Origin of the sequence: Lysinibacillus sp. NPDC092081 (assembly GCF_044755845.1) — a bacterium.
Taxonomy (GTDB): Bacteria; Bacillota; Bacilli; order Bacillales_A; family Planococcaceae; genus Lysinibacillus.
Map to the genome: position 1 here is coordinate 15,500 of NZ_JBIVRU010000021.1, position 19,406 is coordinate 34,905.

Consider the following 19,406-nt stretch of genomic DNA (forward strand, 5'->3'; position numbering starts at 1 on the left):
ACACCGACTAAATTCATTTTATCCGATTCCAGTGCGGATGAAGAACCGTTTCATTTTATTTAAGCTCACCCTTAAAAATTTTATGTAGCATGATATTGTAAATATACTGAGCCTGATTAAACCCATGATGTAAATTTTTTGAGTGATTCTCTATTTGCATTGAAAAATTGTCAAAATGCTGTGGTAACACTTCTATTGCTGTCATTAAAGACTCTTTATTTTTTAATAAAAGCTGAATCGTATTTAAAATTCGTACCATATTGTGTTGGATAGCTAACATCGGAATATCTATGGGTATTTGGTACAAATGATGCCATTCTGTATTAATTTGATACCATCTGAGAAAGTGTAATAAATAATCACTTAAAATAATTGTTTCATTTGGAATAATAGCGACGATATCATTTGCAATCCATATTTCAGTTTCGCATTGATATATATATTTATTTGTTTCCTTCAAATTAGCTTTAGTAAGAATGATGGTTTTAGCTGGTACTGGTGCATATTTAAAATGTTTTTTAAATGTAATATTAACTTTTGGTAATTGTTCAATATCACCATCTAGCATTAACTTTTTTAAATTTCCTGCTGTAATTAGGGGTACTCCGACGTTCGTAAAATACTTTTTCCTCGGTACTATTTTCCCCTCTTTTATTATAGCAACCTCATCTAATCGATAACGCTTTACCATGCCTGAATCCTCCAATCCTTAACTTAATTAGTTATACCCTAAAACAAGCTACTGAAGAATCATCCACACTATTTTGCATAAGTCTTTTCTCTCAATAAAAACTTTCTACCAATCATTGTACCATTTTATTGTAACATTATCTCTATTATACTACTATAATGGTATAGGCATTTTTAATGTTTTTCACTAGCTTTTTACTTAGAGGTGAATCATATGTCAGACTTTTTAAAGCTAGTAGGCGAACAACTCCGTATTATTCGGGTATCCAAAGGGCTTAGTCAGGAAGAAGTAGCAGAAAAAACGGGGAAACTAGGTTTTAGTAAAGGACGAATCTCAAACATTGAACACGGGCAATCTAATATCACATTAAGCACTTTAGAAACGCTGATGAAAGCATTAGATATTGCCCCTGAGGAGCTTTTTAATTTTCAAAAATTATCGGGTGTTACTGATATTGAAGAAAAGAACCTTGTGCTTGACATACATCGATCAGTATTAAGGGAGCGCAATTTAGACGAGGTAAAATACGTAGTACGCATTACGAAGGATTTTTTAGATACTATTGATTCACAATCAAAGAAAAACAGCTCCAATAGTAAATGACGTTGGAGCTGTTTTGACGGCTAGCTACAAATTATTTTTTGAAAACTCTTGATACACTGCTTTAATGCGACTAATATCCACCTCGTATTTATTTTCATATTTTCTAGCAATATGTTGAATTGGCTCCTTTGGCCCGAAGTAAATAATATTAAAATCATCATTACTATATTGTACAACGAAGACTTCATCAAATTCGTTAAATGTATTTTGATTTAATGTAATAAAACCTGTACTTTGTGCTGTCGTTTTCACACTAATTCTTTTTCCGTTACTGATGACATCAAATCCATGCTGATTCGTCTGTCTAGAAAGACTTCCTTTTGTAACGATTGCACATAAAAACTCTCCAATTCGGCCAATTAAATGGCGTAATTCTGTAGGTTTGCAGCCAAGTAGGCTCATTTCGTACTTTAATATCTCATTATAATCCTCGTATAACTTAACGATTTGATTAGTACTAACAATATTTAATGACTCCGTTGTATTAATAGGTTCTTCATAAAGTACTTTTATACCGTTTCGCCATTCTCCTACGATTTGCTCACCACTCTGTTTTTGTGGCTTATGAAATACAAGTCCCGTATATGCGAAATTTTCCCCTATGTATTTGTAAGTGCTTTTCGTAATGTATTGAAATAAATGTTTTTGGAAAGGTATCCCTTTATTATAGCGATTGTAACAATAGTCCGATAAAATGACACTTCCTGGATTGGTATTAAATTTCCTTTGTAGCTCTTCTTTCACTTCTGCAGGTGTCACCATTTGATTCTGTTTATCCGCCAGTACTTCTTTTATTTGCTCATAGATAGTCATAGTCATAATTACTTATACCTCCCTTTTAGCTTTATCATAAAAGCCACTCGTTCTAGCTTTATTTTATCAAGTAGGTATCCCATATTTTGTCCATGTCCACAAAAAAGTCCATTTAGTCTAAAACCAAATGGATCTGTCTATCCCGCATAAACGGGCAGTAATTTATGTACCGAAAGCGAAGTGTCAGGTACAAGACTCCCACCTCAAAATTCTGCGAAAGTAAAGGAAGTTAGGTGGGCGATTAACTGCCCGTAAATGCCCGATTGGTGAAAACTAATAATCCGTGGAGATAAAAAAACCCCACGGATTATTAGTCTTCACTTTATTCCATTCCAAACTTTTGACGATAGCCGCATTTTCTACATAGCTCTTCGACTGCTTCTCTACGTGAAAATCCGTCGACAATATTATTTGCACGTTCACCTTGAACAATGTCTGTGAAGGATTTCTCGTTCACATTCCCCAAATTAATAACGCCCTCACCATCAAGACAGCACGGCACTACTGTACCATCCACTAAAATAGCGGCTTGGCTTCGTAGTGCATGACAAAAGCCTTTTCCTTCATCCTCAGGCTCCAGTAAGCTTGGCCACTTAAATTCATGATCTTGATTTAAATAAATATTATTAGCGATCTTTACACCTTTACCAGGTTGCACTTTTTCTTCGATGCGAAAATCAAGATTATATTCATTTTCTAGAATTTCGAGCGTTTCACGATTTCTTCGTGCCGCAATATCCGTTACATGATCCCTTTGTAAATTCCATAAACGATATGAAATAATTGTATTATATTCTTTCGAAGCACGCACAAAATCCAAAATATCTCCTAAATATTTCTCACGATTTTCCGATCCCTCATGACCGTCGAAACTATGCAAAGAAAAATTGATTTGGCGTAAGGCTGGTTTCCCTAGTATCTTTTCATGATTCTTTTTAATCAGTGTACCGTTCGTTGTAATATTGACTTTAAAACCTTTCTCATGCGCTGCGTCAAGCAGCTGATCAATACGTGGGTGTAATAGTGGCTCCCCTTTTACATGCAAATAAATATATTTCGTATGAGGACGTATTTCATCCAATATTTTATTAAATTGTTCCACTTTAATAAGTCCCTTTGCACGAGCAGTTGGAGGACAAAAGCTACAAGCTAAATTACAGACACTCGTTATTTCTATATAAACCTTTTTAAATGTTCTCAACGTTGATTCACCGTTCCAGTTCTTCATATATTCAAATCCTATTCATTTTAACAAATTTTACGATAAGGAACAGTTTTTCAGTCTCCTTCCCCTCGTATTATTTATACATCTTAGGGCTACATGAACAAGTAAGCTAGAGAAAGATTAATAACTTAATAGTAATGCTAAAATAAAGGAGGTGAAAATTATGCCTGAAAATGAACATTCAAAGGATCCATCTAAAAATCATATTACCATCAACCTTACTATTAATATTGGCAATAAAGAAATCCACTTTGAACAAAGGGCTGAAGGTGGGGGACAAATAAATAAGGATGTAGGTACTAATGCCAACCAAGGCGGTCAAAATGCAATAAACGGCAGTACTAGAAATGTAAACTCCCAATTCGCCGACGGAAATGGTAGAAGCGGTATTGCTGGAGACAATAATGATGAAGCTGGCGGACAGCAAGGCATAAAAGTGAGAGACAGTTTAGTCATCGACAGCGATATCCATTCATCTTCAAATCATAGTGAAAGTAGTGAAGATGAAAATGAAAATGAATAAAGTTTATTTAGATTCATCCCGCCCAGTCGAAACGGAAATCAACCCCACATTATAGCGATGAGCCTTTATTGAAACAGCAAAAAACTTCTATCTGTAAAAATATTTCATACCAACAGATAGAAGTTTTTTGTTTTGTTATCCACCAAGGAATCACGCCTCACACATTGCGTTTATAATTTTTTGTACCATCATATGAATAAAGCATTGGTTTTCCATCCACATATGTTTCTAAATGAACAGGACGACCCCATAGCTGATAAATATATGGCAAAACGTTTTCTAAATAGCGTGGATCGAGCTCCATTCCCTCATAGCCATGCACTAAATAGAGCTCTCCGTTGCGAAGATAATCCCCATTTTTAACGACGATATATGGGAATCCCCCGTTTACACGCATCGAGATGAGCTGATCTCGTACCATTTCATGATCCTTATCTGTAACACGGTATTCATTGCCCTTTTTCTGGAACAAATAAAGATCCTCTCGCTTTGCTAAATCCTTCGTTAAATAATTGCGGATAAAGGATATATCCGACTCTATCTCTCTAACCTCAAATATTTTCTCCCGCCCAGAGTTCGGTTGTACATCTAGCTTTCTCATCTCTTCCGTTGGATGATTATAGCGCTCTTCAATGTCCTCAAATATTTTCACACCAAGGTAATAAGGATTAATGGATGTCTTTGAAGGCTGCACAACACCTGCATTTAACTTCGCAAATTCAATCGTTTCCGCTGTTGTTAGCTTAAGCTCCCGCATTATACGTTGATGCCAAAAGGAAGCCCAGCCCTCATTCATAATTTTTGTCTCTAATTGCGGCCAAAAATAAAGCATTTCCTCACGCATCATCGTTAATATATCTCGCTGCCAGTCCTCGAGCTCTCGACTATGCTCCTCTAAAAATAGCAATATATCTTTTTCTGGCTTTGGCGGGAAGTGCTTTATTTTTCGCCTTACCGATTTATATTCTTTTTCCTTATCATCTAAACGCCATAGATCATCATACTGTGATTTTGCTTGAGTAATTTCCTCTTCTTCATCTCCCGTATTCCAAGCCAACTTTGGTCGTAAAAGGGATGGATCGATATGCTCCTGAATCGCTAAAACCGCATCTAAAAACTGTTCGACCTCATCCTTTCCATATTCCCTTTCATAACCAGCTATCCGTTCAGCTGTTGCAGTCATGCTCTCCACCATGTCTCTTCTAGTATTGGAGAAGCGTACATTATTTTTAAAGAAATCGCAGTGCGCCAATACATGCGCAACAATTAATTTATTTTGTGTTAACGTATTTGTATCAAGTAAAAATGCATAGCATGGGTTTGAGTTAATCACTAGCTCGTAGATTTGACTTAGCCCTAAATCATATTGAAGCTTCATTTTATGGAACTGTTTACCGAAGCTCCAATGCGAAAATCGAGTAGGCATACCGTATGCGCCAAATGTATAAATAATATCTGCCGGACAAATTTCATAGCGCATTGGAAAGAAATCTAAGCCAAAGCTTGAGGCAATTTCTGTAATTTCATCAATCGCTCGTTCAAGCTCTTTCTTCTCCACTTTTTTAGTCCCCTCCTTTGAACATGATTTAAGATTCACTTTTTTTGAAAAAGCTCTTTAAGGCATCGTACACATCGCCTTTTTTTCTCAAAATATGATATCTAAATTTAGGGTCATCTATTTTTTTGTATGTGTACATAAGTGTTGAAAAACGGTTATGCTGATTGACTTCACCGTATCCAAACATGCTTGATACATCCATTAACTCTCCCACTAGCTTTAAGCACTTTTCATTATCCATTGATATATTTTCACCATCTGAAAAATGTACTGGATAAATATTATATCGAGAAGGATTATACTTTTCCCGAATTAGTTCCAATGCCTTTATATAGGCAGATGAACAAATCGTTCCACCGCTTTCTCCCTTCGTGAAAAACTCCTCTTCTGTCACTACTTTTGCCTCGGTATGGTGTGCAATAAACTCAATTTCCACTGTTTCATACTTGGAGCGCAAAAATTTTGTCATCCAAAAGAAGAAGCTCCTTGCGCAGTATTTTTCGAAGGAGCCCATCGAGCCACTTGTATCCATCATGGCAAGGACCACTGCCTTCGATTCAGGTTTTTCCACTTCATCCCACGTTTTAAAACGCAGATCATCATTATGAATCGGTGTAATTTCTGGTTTTCCTTGCATAGCATTACGCTTTATCGCATTGAGGATTGTGCGCTTTTTATCGACATTTCCCATTAAACCTTTTTTCCGAATATCGTTAAACTCAATTTTTTCCGTTTTAATATCCGCTTTTTCTTTCTGCTGTAGGTTTGGTAGCTCAAGCTCGTTAAATAACACATTTTGAACCTCTTCTATGCTTACTTCAGCTTCATAATAATCCTGGCCTGGCTTGTCACCAGCTTCTTTTCCTTTACCATTAGCCTGATTTCCTCTGCTGGCATCACGCGCAACCACATCACCTACATTACTGTCCCCTTGCCCTTGCCCAACATGCTTGGAGTTATCATAGTTATATCGAATTTTATATTCATCAAGTGAACGTATAGGAATTTTAATAACCTCACGACCATTGGACATGACAATGCTTTCTTCACTAACTAAATCGGGTAAATTATTCTTAATAGCATCTTTTACTTTTTCCATATGCCGTTGCTGGTCCTGGTGCCCTTTACGATGGAGGGACCAATTTTCCTGAGAAATGGCAAAGCGTTTATTTTCGTTTTCAGTCATTTTTATCCTCACCCATCTATCAAATTCGCTTTTTCTATACTATGCTAGTGATTCGCTTTCTTGAACTTTTTTAGAGAAATCAATTACACTTCGTGGTCACTTTACTTACGGTAAAAAATAAGTGAATGAAGATAAAAGGAGTGCCCTAAAATGGGACACTCCTATTCACTCCTATCAATAGTCTTATAGTTTCCACTGAATAGGTCAACGCCACTAACGATTTAACAGACTACCTACATACTGCAATAATTCATTAGCAGATGTTGTATTATAGCCATGCTCATCAACAAGTCTTGCCACAACCTCATTAATCTTCTTCAACTGTGATTCATCCGGCATTTTTGAGGATGTTGTAATTTTTACGACATCCTTAAGATCAGCAAATAGTTTCTTCTGGATGGCTTCTCGTAATCTTTCATGAGAATTATAGTCAAAACGCTTACCTTTTCGAGCATAAGCAGAAATACGAATTAATATTTCCTCACGGAATGCTTTTTTCGCATTTTCCGAAATGCCAATTTGCTCCTCAATAGAGCGCATTAATTTTTCATCTGGATTCATTTCTTCACCAGTCAACGGATCGAAAATTTTATTTTTATTACAAAACGCTTCTACATTATCAAGATAATTATTCATTAATGTTTTTGCAGACTCTTCATACGAATAAACGAAAGCTTTTTGCACTTCATTCTTGGCAATTTCATCATATTCTCTTCGAGCAACTGCAATATAGTTCATATATTTTTCTCGATCTTCCTGAGAAATTGAAGCATGTTGGTCAAGCCCATCCTTTAATGAACGCAGAACATCTAACGCATTAATAGATGGTATCTCTTTTCGAATAATAGCAGAAGAAATACGATTAATAATATACCGTGGATCAATACCGTTCATGCCTTCATTCGGAAACTCTTTTTTCAGCTCCTCTAAGTCAACGGAATTAAATCCCTCCACATTTTCTCCGTCGTACAGTCGCATTTTTTTTATAAGATCCACACCTTGTTTTTTCGGTACTTCCAATCTAGTTAGAACCGAAAAGATTGCTGCGGCCTTTAAAGCATGCGGCGCAATATGAACATGTGCCATATCGCTTTCTTTTATCATTTTTTCGTAAATCAATTCTTCCTGACTAACTTTTAAGTTATACGGAATCGGCATGACAATAATACGCGAATGTAACGCCTCATTCTTTTTATTTGAAATAAATGAACGATACTCCGTTTCGTTAGTATGTGCAACAATTAACTCATCTGCACTAATTAATGCAAATCGACCCGCTTTAAAATTACCTTCCTGCGTTAAGGACAAAAGATTCCATAAGAATTTTTCATCAAGCTTTAACATTTCTTGGAATTCCATCATACCCCTGTTTGCCTTATTTAGCTCACCGTCAAAACGATATGCACGAGGGTCAGATTCTGAACCAAATTCTCCGATTGTTGAGAAATCAATACTACCTGTTAAATCAGCAATATCCTGTGATTTTGGATCTGATGGCGTAAATGTTCCTATGCCCACACGTTTGTCTTCAGAAAAAGAAATACGTTCGATCATCACATTTTCAATACGTCCATCGTACTCCTTTTCAAGACGCATCGTATTTAAAGGCGATAAACTTCCTTCAATTCGTATACCATACTCCTCGTAAAAATCATTACGCAAATGATGTGGAATTAAATGTAGAGGATCCTCATGCATTGGACATCCCTTAATTGCGAAAACTGCGCCTTCATCTGTTCGCGAAAATTGCTCAAGTCCGCGTTTCAACAAGGTCACTATTGTTGATTTACCACCACTTACTGGTCCCATTAATAACAAAATACGTTTTCTAACATCCAATCTTCGTGCTGCCGGATGGAAATATTCCTCCACCAGTCTTTCAATTGCTGTTTCAAGCCCAAAAATTTCATGCCCAAAAAATTCATACATTTTTTGCCCATCGCGTTCCTCTACACCACTACTTTTGATCATATTGTAGACGCGTGAATGGGCTGTTTGAGCAACTTCAGGTCTTTCCTTGATGATGTTTAAGTAATCTGCAAATGTACCTTCCCACTTCAGCCGATTTTCTTCTTCGCGATAGCTTTTCACTTTATCTAAAATGTTGATAGCCTTCCCTCCATTCAGGGCTTGATTTATAACATAGTATGAAGTAAATGGCATTATGATACCCAATACTTTTTCTTTGTCGAAGTTTCTTCTTATTGCCTATAATTTTTTTCCTGCTGAATAACAGGAATTTAAACGCTAAAAAAATAATTATGGCTCTTCGGCAAAACAAGGGGTTGATTTCCGTTCCGGCTGGGCGCTTTGTTGCTGTCGCTACGCTTTCGCACAGAGCAGAGCTTCCTGGGGGCGTCGGGGCAACAGGATGTTGGTCACGAAGGCGTTATCACAGGACGTGATGTATTTAGCCTTCGTTCCCCTAGCCGCTTCGTTTCGCTGCAGGGTCTCGGGCCAACACGATGTTGGTCACGAAGGCGTTATCACAGGATGTGATGGTTTTAGCCTTCGTTCCTTTATTGCTAATCCCCGAGGAGTCGCCCATCCTCCACTCCAATCAACTTACTTTAAAAAAATTCCGATTTTTGAAGATAAGTCGAAACAGTTATTGTTATATCTGATGATTTTTTTCACAAAATTGCTCATTTCTACCGCTTCGTTTTCCCACAAAAAGTGCTGAATGAAGATAAAAAATTCGGTTATTCTAACATTAGAAAGGAGGTCCATTATTGAATCGCCATTTTATATTCCTTTTATCATGGATGTTTTTATTAAGCTTTACTCTCCCCGCTGTTGCTTTAGCAAAAGAAGAACCCACCCAAGAAGAAATTGTTCAGCAACGTATGGCTTATTACGTACAATTTGACGAATTACTCATTCCATGGTATTTCTTAGCAGCCATTGACCAATATGAACGCAATTTGCAATCAGTTCGTAAAGATATTCCGAAACGAGATAGTATCATTGCCATTCAATTTTCTGATGAATATTGGTCAGGTGCTTTAAATCCTGTAAGAGATGATACTCGCCCAGACACAATTAGTTACTTTGGCGGAATGGGGCTAGATGGCAATAGTGATGGAGTTGCTAGTCCTAAGGATGATGTCGATATCATATTCTCCATGGCTACTTTTTTAAGTAAATTTGGAACAACTGATGAGGACTTTAAATTAGCTTTATGGGAATATTACGGAAGTGAACAGGCCGTAAATCAAATCTTCACCATTTCCAAAATGTATAGTCATTTCAAAACAACTGAACTCGATGCCCACACATTCCCAATCCCTACTAATTACGATTACAGCTATCGGAGTACATGGGGTGCCAATAGGGGCTGGGGCGGACGCCGTATTCATGAAGGAACAGATATTTTCGCTAGCTATGGTACTCCAGTGGTTTCTACCTCTTATGGAGTAGTGGAAATAAAGGGCTGGAACCAATTTGGTGGTTGGCGCATAGGAATTCGAGATAATCATAATTCATATCATTATTATGCCCATCTTGGTAGTTATAATAAAAAGATTAAAGTGGGAGACCTTGTCGAACCTGGAACTGTTCTCGGCTATGTTGGTAGCTCTGGCTACGGTAAAGAAGGGACGTCCGGAAAATTCCCGCCTCATCTTCACTACGGTATATATAAGTTCAATGGACGTACAGAATGGGCATTTGATCCATATCCATCATTACTACAATGGGAACGAATTGCTAAAAAAGCGAAACAATAATCAATACATCTCGCTACCTTCCAAGGTGAGAGGTGCTGAATGAAGATACATTTCGGAGCGCTTGGTGCACTTTTGCAGCAAGTGCTTTTTTCATTAAGTAGAAAAAAATACATAAAGCTAATAAAAAAACTCCATAATTGCACTAAAGACACATATTTTTAACTACCTACTTCATTAACATCAAAATGTTATTGTACTAAAAAACTATTTTTCACTTTTCCATTAAAAGGGCTTATTTATATAAAGATTTAGTTTAAAATAAATTTGTACTATAACAATTTATAGTTTAAAGACCATTGAAAATTAGCAAAGGGTGGGGAAAGATGAAAGGTATTTTTCAGTTTAAAACACTTAAAGCTCGAATATTAAGTGCATTTCTTCTTTTGTTAGTATTAGTTGTTTGTTTTACAACCTATACTTACATTTCTAATAATAAAATGGAAAAACAAGCAGAGGGTTTAGTGAAAGAAGATTTAATCGTCTTAACTGCAAGTAAAAATTTAGCAATGTCTATGAGTGTTCGTCTCTCTGCAGCTTTAAGTTATGTTGTATCTGGTGAAGAAAAATACATAGAAACATTTAATGAATATCGTAAAATTGCTGAGGAAAACAATAGTATCGTTGAGAAATACGAAAATACGCCTGAGCGTGAGGCGCTAGTAGAAATGGCACGTACATGGAGCAATCGCGTTAACACCGAAGTATTCGACGTTTATAAAAAAGGTGATAAACAATTAGCCTTAAAAAATTTAACAGCTATCAACAATCTTGTAACCGAAGTTCGTATTGGTTATGAAGAATTAGCCGATAAACGCTCAGATGCCATTACTAAGATAGGAGATGATGTAGTATCAACAAGTTTAAGCAATAAAACAGTTGGGCTGATTGTTAGCATTGTATTGACAATTGCAGGTATCCTAATCGCCATTGTCACTGCTGGCAATATTTCTAAGCCAATTACGATTGTCTCAAAGCGCATGAGCGAATTAGCGGATGGTAATCTGCAACATGAACTACTTCCAATAAATCATCGTGATGAGATTGGTCAATTAATGCTTTCTGCAAATGATCTGAATGAAAAATTAAAGCAAACGATAAGCTCAATTCATGCTGTTTCTGAAACAGTAGCAGCTAGTAGCGAAGAGCTGGCCCAATCTTCTAATGAAATCCAATCAGGTACAGAACAAATTACCGTGACTATGCAGGAGCTAGCCTCCGGCACAGAAACGCAAGCATCTACAGCAGGAGATTTAGCCGAAACTATGGCTTCTTTCCAGCGTAGTATTCATGAAACAACACAGGGAGGCATTGAATTAAAAAAGCATTCAAGTCATGTACAAGAACTAACAACTACAGGTAAAGGCTTAATGATACAATCAACACAACAAATGGCAGCTATTAATAGGATTGTTTTAGATTCAGTGAAAAAAGTTGAAGGCTTAAATGTGCAGTCTGCTGAAATTTCCAAGCTTGTTTCTGTCATTGATGATATTTCAAATCAAACAAATTTACTTGCCTTAAACGCTGCCATCGAAGCGGCTCGTGCAGGAGAGCACGGTAAAGGTTTTGCAGTTGTAGCCGATGAAGTTCGTAAGCTTGCAGAACAAGTGCAATTCTCTGCTACTGATATTTCAACAATCGTCAACCGCATTCAAGGTGAAACTGGCAATGTAACAACTGCTCTACAATCCGGCTATGAGGAAGTAAAAAGAGGAACAACACAACTTAATCAAACAAATGAAACATTTGAACAAATATCGGAAGCAGTTGAGGACATGATTATTAACATAAATACCATTTCAAGCAATCTAAATACAGTTGCTCAAAATTCCGAGTCTATCAATGCCTCCGTTGATGAAATGGCTTCTATTTCTCAAGAGTCTGCGGCTGGCGTAGAACAAACAACGGCAACTGTAGAGGAAACAGCCGCTACTATGGAGGAAATTTCAAGGAGTGCAAATCAGCTCGCTAGTATGGCTGAAGAGCTAAATATCCAATTACAGCAATTTAAAATTTAGGTACGGATTCTTAATACTCTGTAAGTTAGAGAACGTGAACGTAGGTTTCTAGAAGATATTCCTTTGGTACCCTGCGCACTTTTCTGGCTCACCCGATCACTTTTAGACGATACCTGATCATCACTCTAGATTATTCCTAGAAGTTAAAAAAGCTATCTCGACATTACGTTCGAGATAGCTTTCTTTACTACATATTAGTTTATTGCCAATGTCTAATTGGTACCCTTTCAAGCTCATAACGTTTGATAATAACACTGATCTTTTGAAACCATTCCTCACATAACTCAAGCGCTTCTTGATACTCATCCTCTTCTCTTGATATAGGCTCACTGTTATCCATAAAAGCATATTCTAGAATAGGGTCAGATAAGTTATCAGCTACAATTTTTAACGTCAATTGAGATACAGTGTTATACTCAGGGTCTTCTTCATCTAATTCCTCTTCTTCTATATCCAGTTCTTCATTCAGTAATGAACCACTTATGAAGTTATTGCTAGTCCTTGCCATATACATTTCGTCCTCTACTATAGCAACTTCATATATTTTATTGAATGGAATTTCTTTTTTTATCAAATCTTCTTCTAAATCTTCTCTACTTACGAGGAACAGTGTATTTGTAGGTTCATTTAATAGTAAAGCACTTAAACAATCATTTGAGACGATACAATGTGTATGAGGGATAGCCATAAACTCCTCCTCACTTGCCTCTTTCATTTCATTTAATGTATTGATATAGATATATCGTTCTTTAACATATCGAATAATTCCTGTTATTAATAGTCCTAAACCAATTAAAAAATATACGTTACTAAATATAGCCGTTTCGACTGACTTTGCTAGTAATAAATAGATCACTCCTAGAAATATAAGAAAAAAGGTTTTCATCTATATCCCACCCTCAAAAAGATAATCGATAGGATTATTTCATCCATGTTAATAGAAATTTTATTCCAACGATTATCTTTTCATTCTTAATTTCTATGGGAATTATCTGTGTTTCTAACATCTACATCAAACTTTGAAACGGATTTTTCAAGTTCTTCTGCCATTTTATTCAATTTCAAAATAGAATGGAGGATATCTTGATTGTAGCTTTCTTGTTCCATCGTACGGTCTACAACACTTTCTGTTGCCTTTGCAGCCTTATTAGCAAGCATCGTTGTTTCCATAACACCTGCTGTAATCTCCTGAGAAAATGCAGACATTTCTTCTGAGGTTACAGAAACTTGTTTTGTATGAGATACTACACCCTGAATAGATTGGAGAATACTTCCAAATGATTTTCCAGCTTCTTCAACAGCTTGTAAACCGTCTTCTACATTTTCTGTTACAACATTCATCGTTTGCACAGTTAAGCTCGTATCCTCACTTATTTTAGAAATCAAATTTGATATGCTATTCGCCGATTTTTCTGATTGCTCCGCAAGCTTTCTTACTTCTTCAGCTACTACGGCAAAGCCCTTTCCAGATTCGCCAGCTCTAGCCGCTTCAATTGCAGCATTTAAGGCAAGTAGATTAGTTTGTGAAGCGATATCACGAATCATATTGATAATAAGTGATACTTCATTTGATTGACTTTCTAGTTTTTTAATTGCATTTGCGGATAATTGAACGGAATCATTAATAATATTCATTTGATGAATCACTTTTTCAATGTTTCCATTTCCAAGCTCTACGTTTTGTAAGCTAATAGATGATAATTGAGATACATTTGAAGAAGCCTCGGCAATTTGTTGAATGCCCTCCGACATTTGCTCTAATGTAGCTGAGCTTTCCTCTGAGCTTTTATACTGTGCATGAGCCCCAGCCGACACTTCCTGAATAGAAGCAGAAATGTGACTAATTGCTTCAGTTGCCTTTTCACTACTTTTTGCCACTCCGTTAATCGTATCGATTAACTGCTTAGAGCCAGAATTGATTCCAATAATAATATTTTGCAAATCAAGCACCATTTGTTGGAATGTATTTGTCAAAACTCCAATTTCATCTTTTCGATCTGTTTCTATTTTTACGGTTAAATCGCCATTACCAACTTGTTTTACTTGTGATGTTAATTTTCTAATTGGCTTCGTTAAATAATCTGTGAAGAAATAAACAATGCAGAGCCCTACTATTAATACAATTAGCGTAATCAAGATAATTTTCATTTGATTAGCATTCATGTCCACATAAACTTCCGCGGCATCTAAATCTGCCCCTATTAATCCTATAACTTCGCCAGCATCATTTTTTATCGGTGCATAGATGGCAAGCACCGCTCCGTATTGTGAATCATTTGATAGCTGAAATTGTATGTTCCCTGTTTCAAATACTTGCTTCATTTTAGGATAAGATTCTGGTGATTCTTCTTTATTGCCAATCGTTGAATCATCATTCGGTACACTATCTATCATATAGTAGTAGTCATATCCATCACCATTTTTTACTCGAGTCATTGTATACAAACTAGATACCTTATGAAGCTCTTTAACAGAGCTCAATTCTTTTTGTAATTCATAATAATAGTCATCTTTTTTTGCACCAATTTCTAACCTTTGATAGCCTTTAACGTCTATCTTTGAGATTGCCTGATCAATCATATTTACATTTTGCTGACCAACTGTTTCTTTCACTAGCTCCAATGAAGAACGATAAATAAAAAAGCTAATCAGAAAACACGAAATAACGAGTAAAATTGAAAATACCATTAACATTTTAATTTTTAAGCTACTTCTCATCGATAAACTCCTTATAATTTTTAAAATTTCATTTCCACGTTAATATTTACTATAGAATTGTTTGTAACAACAAATTTTACAACATTCTCCTGGTAAAATGTCTCTATTACCAAAGTACTTTATTTTTTTTCCTAAAACAAGCTAAAATTGTCATTTTTAAGTGTTGTTTTCTGCATAAAAAAACACGAGGACATTGAATATCAATGCTCTCGTGTTTCCAATTTTTTTTTATAAATAATTATCAATTTGAATGTTCCATTAATTCCTCTTTACTACCAACATTGTCTAAAGTCTTATCTTTTTCAATTTTATGCATCTCAAGAACATGTTGCGAAGGTGGAATAAGCAAACTTACAATAACAATTGTAATACCTGTAATCACAACGCCTGAGAAAACAGGTGCCTGCCACAGTTCATTTAATAAGCCTAAAAATCCTTCTGATTGGATATGAAGACTCGGTACATAAGTTAAAGATGTAATAATGTAATAGACTAGCCCGACAGATATACTTGTCCACACGGCAGGTGTACTTACTCGCTTCCAAAACGGTCCTAAAACGATTGGCCAGAAAATCGTCACGAAGACAATATCCCATGCCAAATATGCTAAATCAATTACTTTCTGGAAGCTGACCGCTAAAACTAAGCCTAGCAAAGCGCTTAAAATAATAATAAGTCTTGAAAATCTTAATAATTTTTTTGGATCTGGGTTTCGATTAATAAAGTCTAAATAAATGTTTTTTGTGATAATTCCTGAAGTCGCAACATAACACGCGGCTACAGTAGACATCCCCATCGCTGCCATTGCTGTTAAAAAGATGGCTGCTAATAATGGAGGAAAATATCCTTGAGCAAAAGCAAGCATTAACGTCTCTGGATTTGTACTATTAGGATAAATCGTTTTGAACGCTTCTCCTAACATACCCGGAATCCAGCTGATTGCGATAATAATTGCCCCAGCTATAATCATACTGCGCTGTGCTACTTTTGGACTTTTCGCCGCTGCCACCCTTTGTCCTAAATCCACCGCTGGAATATCACCAAGTGCTAACACAAGATAAAGTGTCCAAAACTCTGCTCCAGCCTTATTGAAGAGTTCACTAATATTCCACCACTCTGGGTTAAATGTTACATCAGGATAATAGAATAAGATAAAAATTGTAATCCCTAATATACCCGCTACTGCCAGTGCCCCCTGAACAATTTCCGTATAGGCTACAGCCCATAAGCCACCAATTACAGAATATAGGGCAGTTAATGATACAAAAAGTAATGCTGCCGGAACGAAATCAATTTGCAACAGTTGCTGAATAATATACGTGCCACCAACTGTTAACGCAGCTGCATTAAAGACGCCGAAGGCAATCGCCATTACGATGCCTGTATAAGCACCTAGTTTTTTACTGCCATATCGTAATCCATAGTAGTCTGCTAATGTCCAGCCTTTTAATCTACGTAATGGCTTCGTCCAAATAAGGGCTCCAAGAATCATACAAGTCCCTAAACCGCCCATTGTCGCTGAGCCCTCAAAGCCGCCACTTGTGTAACCTGAGCCTACTGCCGCAAAGAAGAATGGGGCAGCTAATAAGGCCGCCACTAGACTTCCTGTTACAACAGATAAAGGCATACTCCAACCAGCAACAATTAAATCCTCCGCAGTATTAACTCGTTTGTATCCTTTATATCCAATGAAATAAATAAAAATTAAGTATAAGCTAAAGATGATTATATTTAACATAGTATTGCTCCTTAGTTTTCCACATTATCCGTTCATCACGACTCCACCATTAGGCGTTAATACTTGACCCGTATAGAAATCCGCATTTTCTGAAGCTAAAAATAATACACTCTTTGCGATTTCTTCTGGTTGAGCTAATCGTTTTAACGGATATTTAGCAGACTCTTCCTCTACATAATTTTCACCAAATTCCTTTAGGATGTCTGTAAATGTTCCACTAGGAGCTACTGCGTTGACTAATATTGTAGGCGCTAACTCTCGTGCCAAAGCCTTCGTAAATGCATTAATGCCACCCTTCGCAGCAGAATAATGCGTAAATTCCTCACAACCTAAACTACCAATATCAGAAGAAATATTAATAATTTTCCCTTTGTTTCGTTCTTTCATTCTTTTTGCTGCTTCTCGACAATTATAGAAGCAACCGTATAGATGAACTTTAATCATTTTATCCCACTGCTCATCTGTTAAATCCGTAATGCTTGAAGCCTGTGCGAATCCGGCGTTATTGACTAGAATATCAATATCACCTAAATGTTTGTCCATATATTGATACATAGCTTGAACTTGCTGAGAATCCGATACATCTGCATTAAATTTCATAGCCTGTACACCAAACTTTTCTGCTTGTGCACGAACCTCTTCTGCCTCGTTGTCATCACCAATATAATTGATGAATACATTGGCTCCTTGCTCGGCAAAGCCTAAAGCAATGGCTTTGCCAATTCCTTTACTTGAACCTGTAATTAGTACATTTTTTCCTTTAAAATTAATTTCTATCATTGATCATTCTCCAATTTGAATTTTGCTACAAGTACCTGCAATTCTTCTGCTGTTTTTCCTAATGAAGAAGATGCCTCTTTCACCTCTTGCATGGTCGTCAATTGCTCTTGCGTTGCGTTTGACACATTCGACGAGAATTCAGATGACTGTTCCGCAGATTGTTTAATATTATTGACAGATGCTGCTACTTCCTCCGATGAAGCAGAAATTTGTTGAGACGCAGCAGAAATTTCGCGAATCTGACTTGCAACTTCCTCTGATGAAGCGAGAATTTCTTTAAAGATTTCCCCTACTTCGTTTGTAAACTCCATACCAGCCTTTACATCTTCTTTACCTTTTTCCATAACAGTGATGGAAGCGTTTGAATCAGCTTGGATTGTACTAATTAAATTGTATATTTCCGTTGCAGATTGTGATGATTGCTCCGCTAATCGTCTAACCTCGTCAGCAACAACTGCGAAGCCTTTTCCATGCTCTCCTGCTCTAGCAGCTTCGATTGCGGCATTCAATGCTAGTAGGTTCGTTTGATCTGCTATTGCTGTAATAAGGCTTACGATATCGCTAATTTTTTTCGTATTGATATGTAATCCGTTTATTGTTGTCCCTATTTGTTCAACAGAATCATTAATCAACTCCATTTGTGCAATGACTTGCTGAACAACATGATTTCCACGTTCTGAAGCTTGAGAAGAAGAGATAGATGATTCAGCAGCCGTATTAGCAGAGTCAGCAATTTGCTGAATGCCTGTCGCTGTTTCCTCCATAGCAGCAGCTGTTTCCTCAGTCATAACCATTGAAGCCTCAGCGTTTTGTGTAATTTCCCCCATGTCTTGAGCAATATTTGTTGAGCTGTTATATGTCTCTGTTGCATTAACAGTCAGCTGATTAGCAGCAGAAGAAACGTTATCAGATGTATGTCTAATATTTAAAATGATATGTTGTAAATTTGAAACCATCGTATTAATAGATTCAGATAAATTTCCGATTTCGTCCTTCGTTATTTCTAAATCTACATTTATTAATTCCCCATTCGCTACTTGATTTGCAGCATTTACTACTTTCTTAAGTGGTTTTAATAAACGATCAATAATTATGTAAAGTAAAACTAATAAAATTAAAATTCCAATAACAGCAATAACAATTTGTTTTACGATACTTGTTTTAATGATGGTATTTATGTAGTCAGCAGAATAATCAATACCTAATAATGCAATGAGCTTACCATTGTCATCTTTAATAGGGCTAAATACAGTTCGCCATGAACCATAAGGATCTTGGAAAATATCAGTTACCTCAGTGCTTTTATTTTTAATTGCCAATTTAGCTGTTTTTACATGTTCATCTGCTAAATCAGTAAAGATTTCACCCGCTTCATATACGTCGTTCAAATTAGAAGTATAGCCTATCGGGTTAACGCCACCCGCATCCTTCACATCCCAAATATAGCTCCAACTCATAATTCCTTGTTCTTCTTGAATCTTATCGAGTTGTTTTTGAATTTTCTTGAATTTAGCATTAGTTTCTCCCTTTTCAGTCAATAAATCTTTAATGTCATCACTATCAAGATTCATAGCTGTCAATAAACCAACACTTTTCAATTCTTGTTCTAAATCAACAGACATTCGATTGTTTAATTCTCTAATACTTTGCGTAGTAATAATAGCAATTAGAAGTAAAACAATAATAGAAACCGTTAGTAAAAGTTTGTTTTTTAATGAAACATTTTTCAACAACTTCATGATTATTACTTCCTCCTTTATCGTATTTTTGGCAAAAAAAATAACCTATTTCAAAAGAAATAGGCATCAAAGAATATGACTAGCAA

General features: G+C 36.3%; 15 protein-coding genes. 4 read left to right on the forward strand and 11 right to left on the reverse strand.

Features of this window, described 5'->3' with window-relative positions; all coding sequences use genetic code 11:
* Positions 1–55: 55 nt before the first annotated feature.
* On the reverse strand, positions 56–691 hold the full coding sequence (locus ACIQLB_RS20970; RefSeq protein ID WP_400730356.1) for a restriction endonuclease subunit S: 636 nt from the start codon (positions 689–691) through the stop codon (positions 56–58).
* A gap of 213 nt (positions 692–904) precedes the next feature.
* On the opposite strand from ACIQLB_RS20970, the gene ACIQLB_RS20975 reads away from it, so the two are divergent.
* Positions 905–1,294 carry a helix-turn-helix domain-containing protein gene (locus tag ACIQLB_RS20975; RefSeq protein ID WP_400730359.1) on the forward strand — a complete coding sequence of 130 codons (390 nt, stop codon included), beginning with the start codon at positions 905–907 and terminating at the stop codon, positions 1,292–1,294.
* A 24-nt stretch (positions 1,295–1,318) separates the two neighbouring features.
* On the opposite strand, the gene ACIQLB_RS20980 is transcribed toward ACIQLB_RS20975, so the two are convergent.
* Together ACIQLB_RS20980 and ACIQLB_RS20985 are read right to left on the reverse strand one after the other, a co-directional pair.
* Positions 1,319–2,107, reverse strand: a complete 789-nt coding sequence (locus tag ACIQLB_RS20980) for a DUF7225 domain-containing protein (protein ID WP_400730448.1) — start codon at positions 2,105–2,107, stop codon at positions 1,319–1,321.
* Positions 2,108–2,429: 322 nt separating this feature from the next.
* Positions 2,430–3,308, reverse strand: coding sequence for a radical SAM/SPASM domain-containing protein (locus ACIQLB_RS20985; RefSeq protein WP_400730450.1), 879 nt, complete (start codon positions 3,306–3,308; stop codon positions 2,430–2,432).
* Positions 3,309–3,495: 187 nt separating this feature from the next.
* On the opposite strand from ACIQLB_RS20985, the gene ACIQLB_RS20990 reads away from it, so the two are divergent.
* A complete protein-coding gene (locus tag ACIQLB_RS20990; RefSeq protein ID WP_400730361.1) occupies positions 3,496–3,855 on the forward strand; it encodes a hypothetical protein in 360 nt (119 codons plus the stop codon).
* Positions 3,856–4,012: 157 nt separating this feature from the next.
* Here ACIQLB_RS20990 and ACIQLB_RS20995 read toward each other — a convergent pair whose 3' ends face one another.
* The 3 genes from ACIQLB_RS20995 to ACIQLB_RS21005 form a co-directional block, all read right to left on the reverse strand.
* A complete protein-coding gene (locus ACIQLB_RS20995; RefSeq protein ID WP_400730364.1) occupies positions 4,013–5,413 on the reverse strand; it encodes a SpoVR family protein in 1,401 nt (466 codons plus the stop codon).
* A 28-nt stretch (positions 5,414–5,441) separates the two neighbouring features.
* The gene (gene yhbH / locus ACIQLB_RS21000) at positions 5,442–6,599 is read right to left on the reverse strand and encodes a sporulation protein YhbH (RefSeq protein WP_400730367.1); all 1,158 of its coding nucleotides are present in this window, start codon (positions 6,597–6,599) and stop codon (positions 5,442–5,444) included.
* A gap of 213 nt (positions 6,600–6,812) precedes the next feature.
* Entirely contained in the window at positions 6,813–8,708 is a 1,896-nt protein-coding gene (locus ACIQLB_RS21005; protein ID WP_400730452.1) for a PrkA family serine protein kinase, read from the reverse strand.
* A 623-nt stretch (positions 8,709–9,331) separates the two neighbouring features.
* On the opposite strand from ACIQLB_RS21005, the gene ACIQLB_RS21010 reads away from it, so the two are divergent.
* Together ACIQLB_RS21010 and ACIQLB_RS21015 are read left to right on the forward strand one after the other, a co-directional pair.
* Positions 9,332–10,327, forward strand: coding sequence for a M23 family metallopeptidase (locus ACIQLB_RS21010; protein ID WP_400730369.1), 996 nt, complete (start codon positions 9,332–9,334; stop codon positions 10,325–10,327).
* A gap of 323 nt (positions 10,328–10,650) precedes the next feature.
* Positions 10,651–12,345, forward strand: a complete 1,695-nt coding sequence (locus ACIQLB_RS21015) for a methyl-accepting chemotaxis protein (RefSeq protein WP_400730370.1) — start codon at positions 10,651–10,653, stop codon at positions 12,343–12,345.
* A gap of 199 nt (positions 12,346–12,544) precedes the next feature.
* Here the strand turns inward: ACIQLB_RS21015 and ACIQLB_RS21020 are convergent, their stop codons facing one another.
* The 5 genes from ACIQLB_RS21020 to ACIQLB_RS21040 form a co-directional block, all read right to left on the reverse strand.
* A complete protein-coding gene (locus tag ACIQLB_RS21020; protein ID WP_400730373.1) occupies positions 12,545–13,231 on the reverse strand; it encodes a hypothetical protein in 687 nt (228 codons plus the stop codon).
* 86 nt (positions 13,232–13,317) lie between these two features.
* Positions 13,318–15,063, reverse strand: a complete 1,746-nt coding sequence (locus ACIQLB_RS21025) for a methyl-accepting chemotaxis protein (RefSeq protein ID WP_400730376.1) — start codon at positions 15,061–15,063, stop codon at positions 13,318–13,320.
* A 241-nt stretch (positions 15,064–15,304) separates the two neighbouring features.
* The gene (locus ACIQLB_RS21030; protein WP_400730379.1) at positions 15,305–16,801 is read right to left on the reverse strand and encodes a sodium:solute symporter family protein; all 1,497 of its coding nucleotides are present in this window, start codon (positions 16,799–16,801) and stop codon (positions 15,305–15,307) included.
* Between the two features lie 24 nt (positions 16,802–16,825).
* Positions 16,826–17,581 carry an SDR family NAD(P)-dependent oxidoreductase gene (locus tag ACIQLB_RS21035; RefSeq protein ID WP_400730381.1) on the reverse strand — a complete coding sequence of 252 codons (756 nt, stop codon included), beginning with the start codon at positions 17,579–17,581 and terminating at the stop codon, positions 16,826–16,828.
* Positions 17,578–19,320: a methyl-accepting chemotaxis protein gene (locus ACIQLB_RS21040; protein ID WP_400730384.1), complete on the reverse strand. Its 1,743-nt coding sequence runs from the start codon at positions 19,318–19,320 to the stop codon at positions 17,578–17,580. Before ACIQLB_RS21040 ends, ACIQLB_RS21035 begins: the two co-directional genes overlap by 4 nt.
* Positions 19,321–19,406 lie beyond the last annotated feature (86 nt).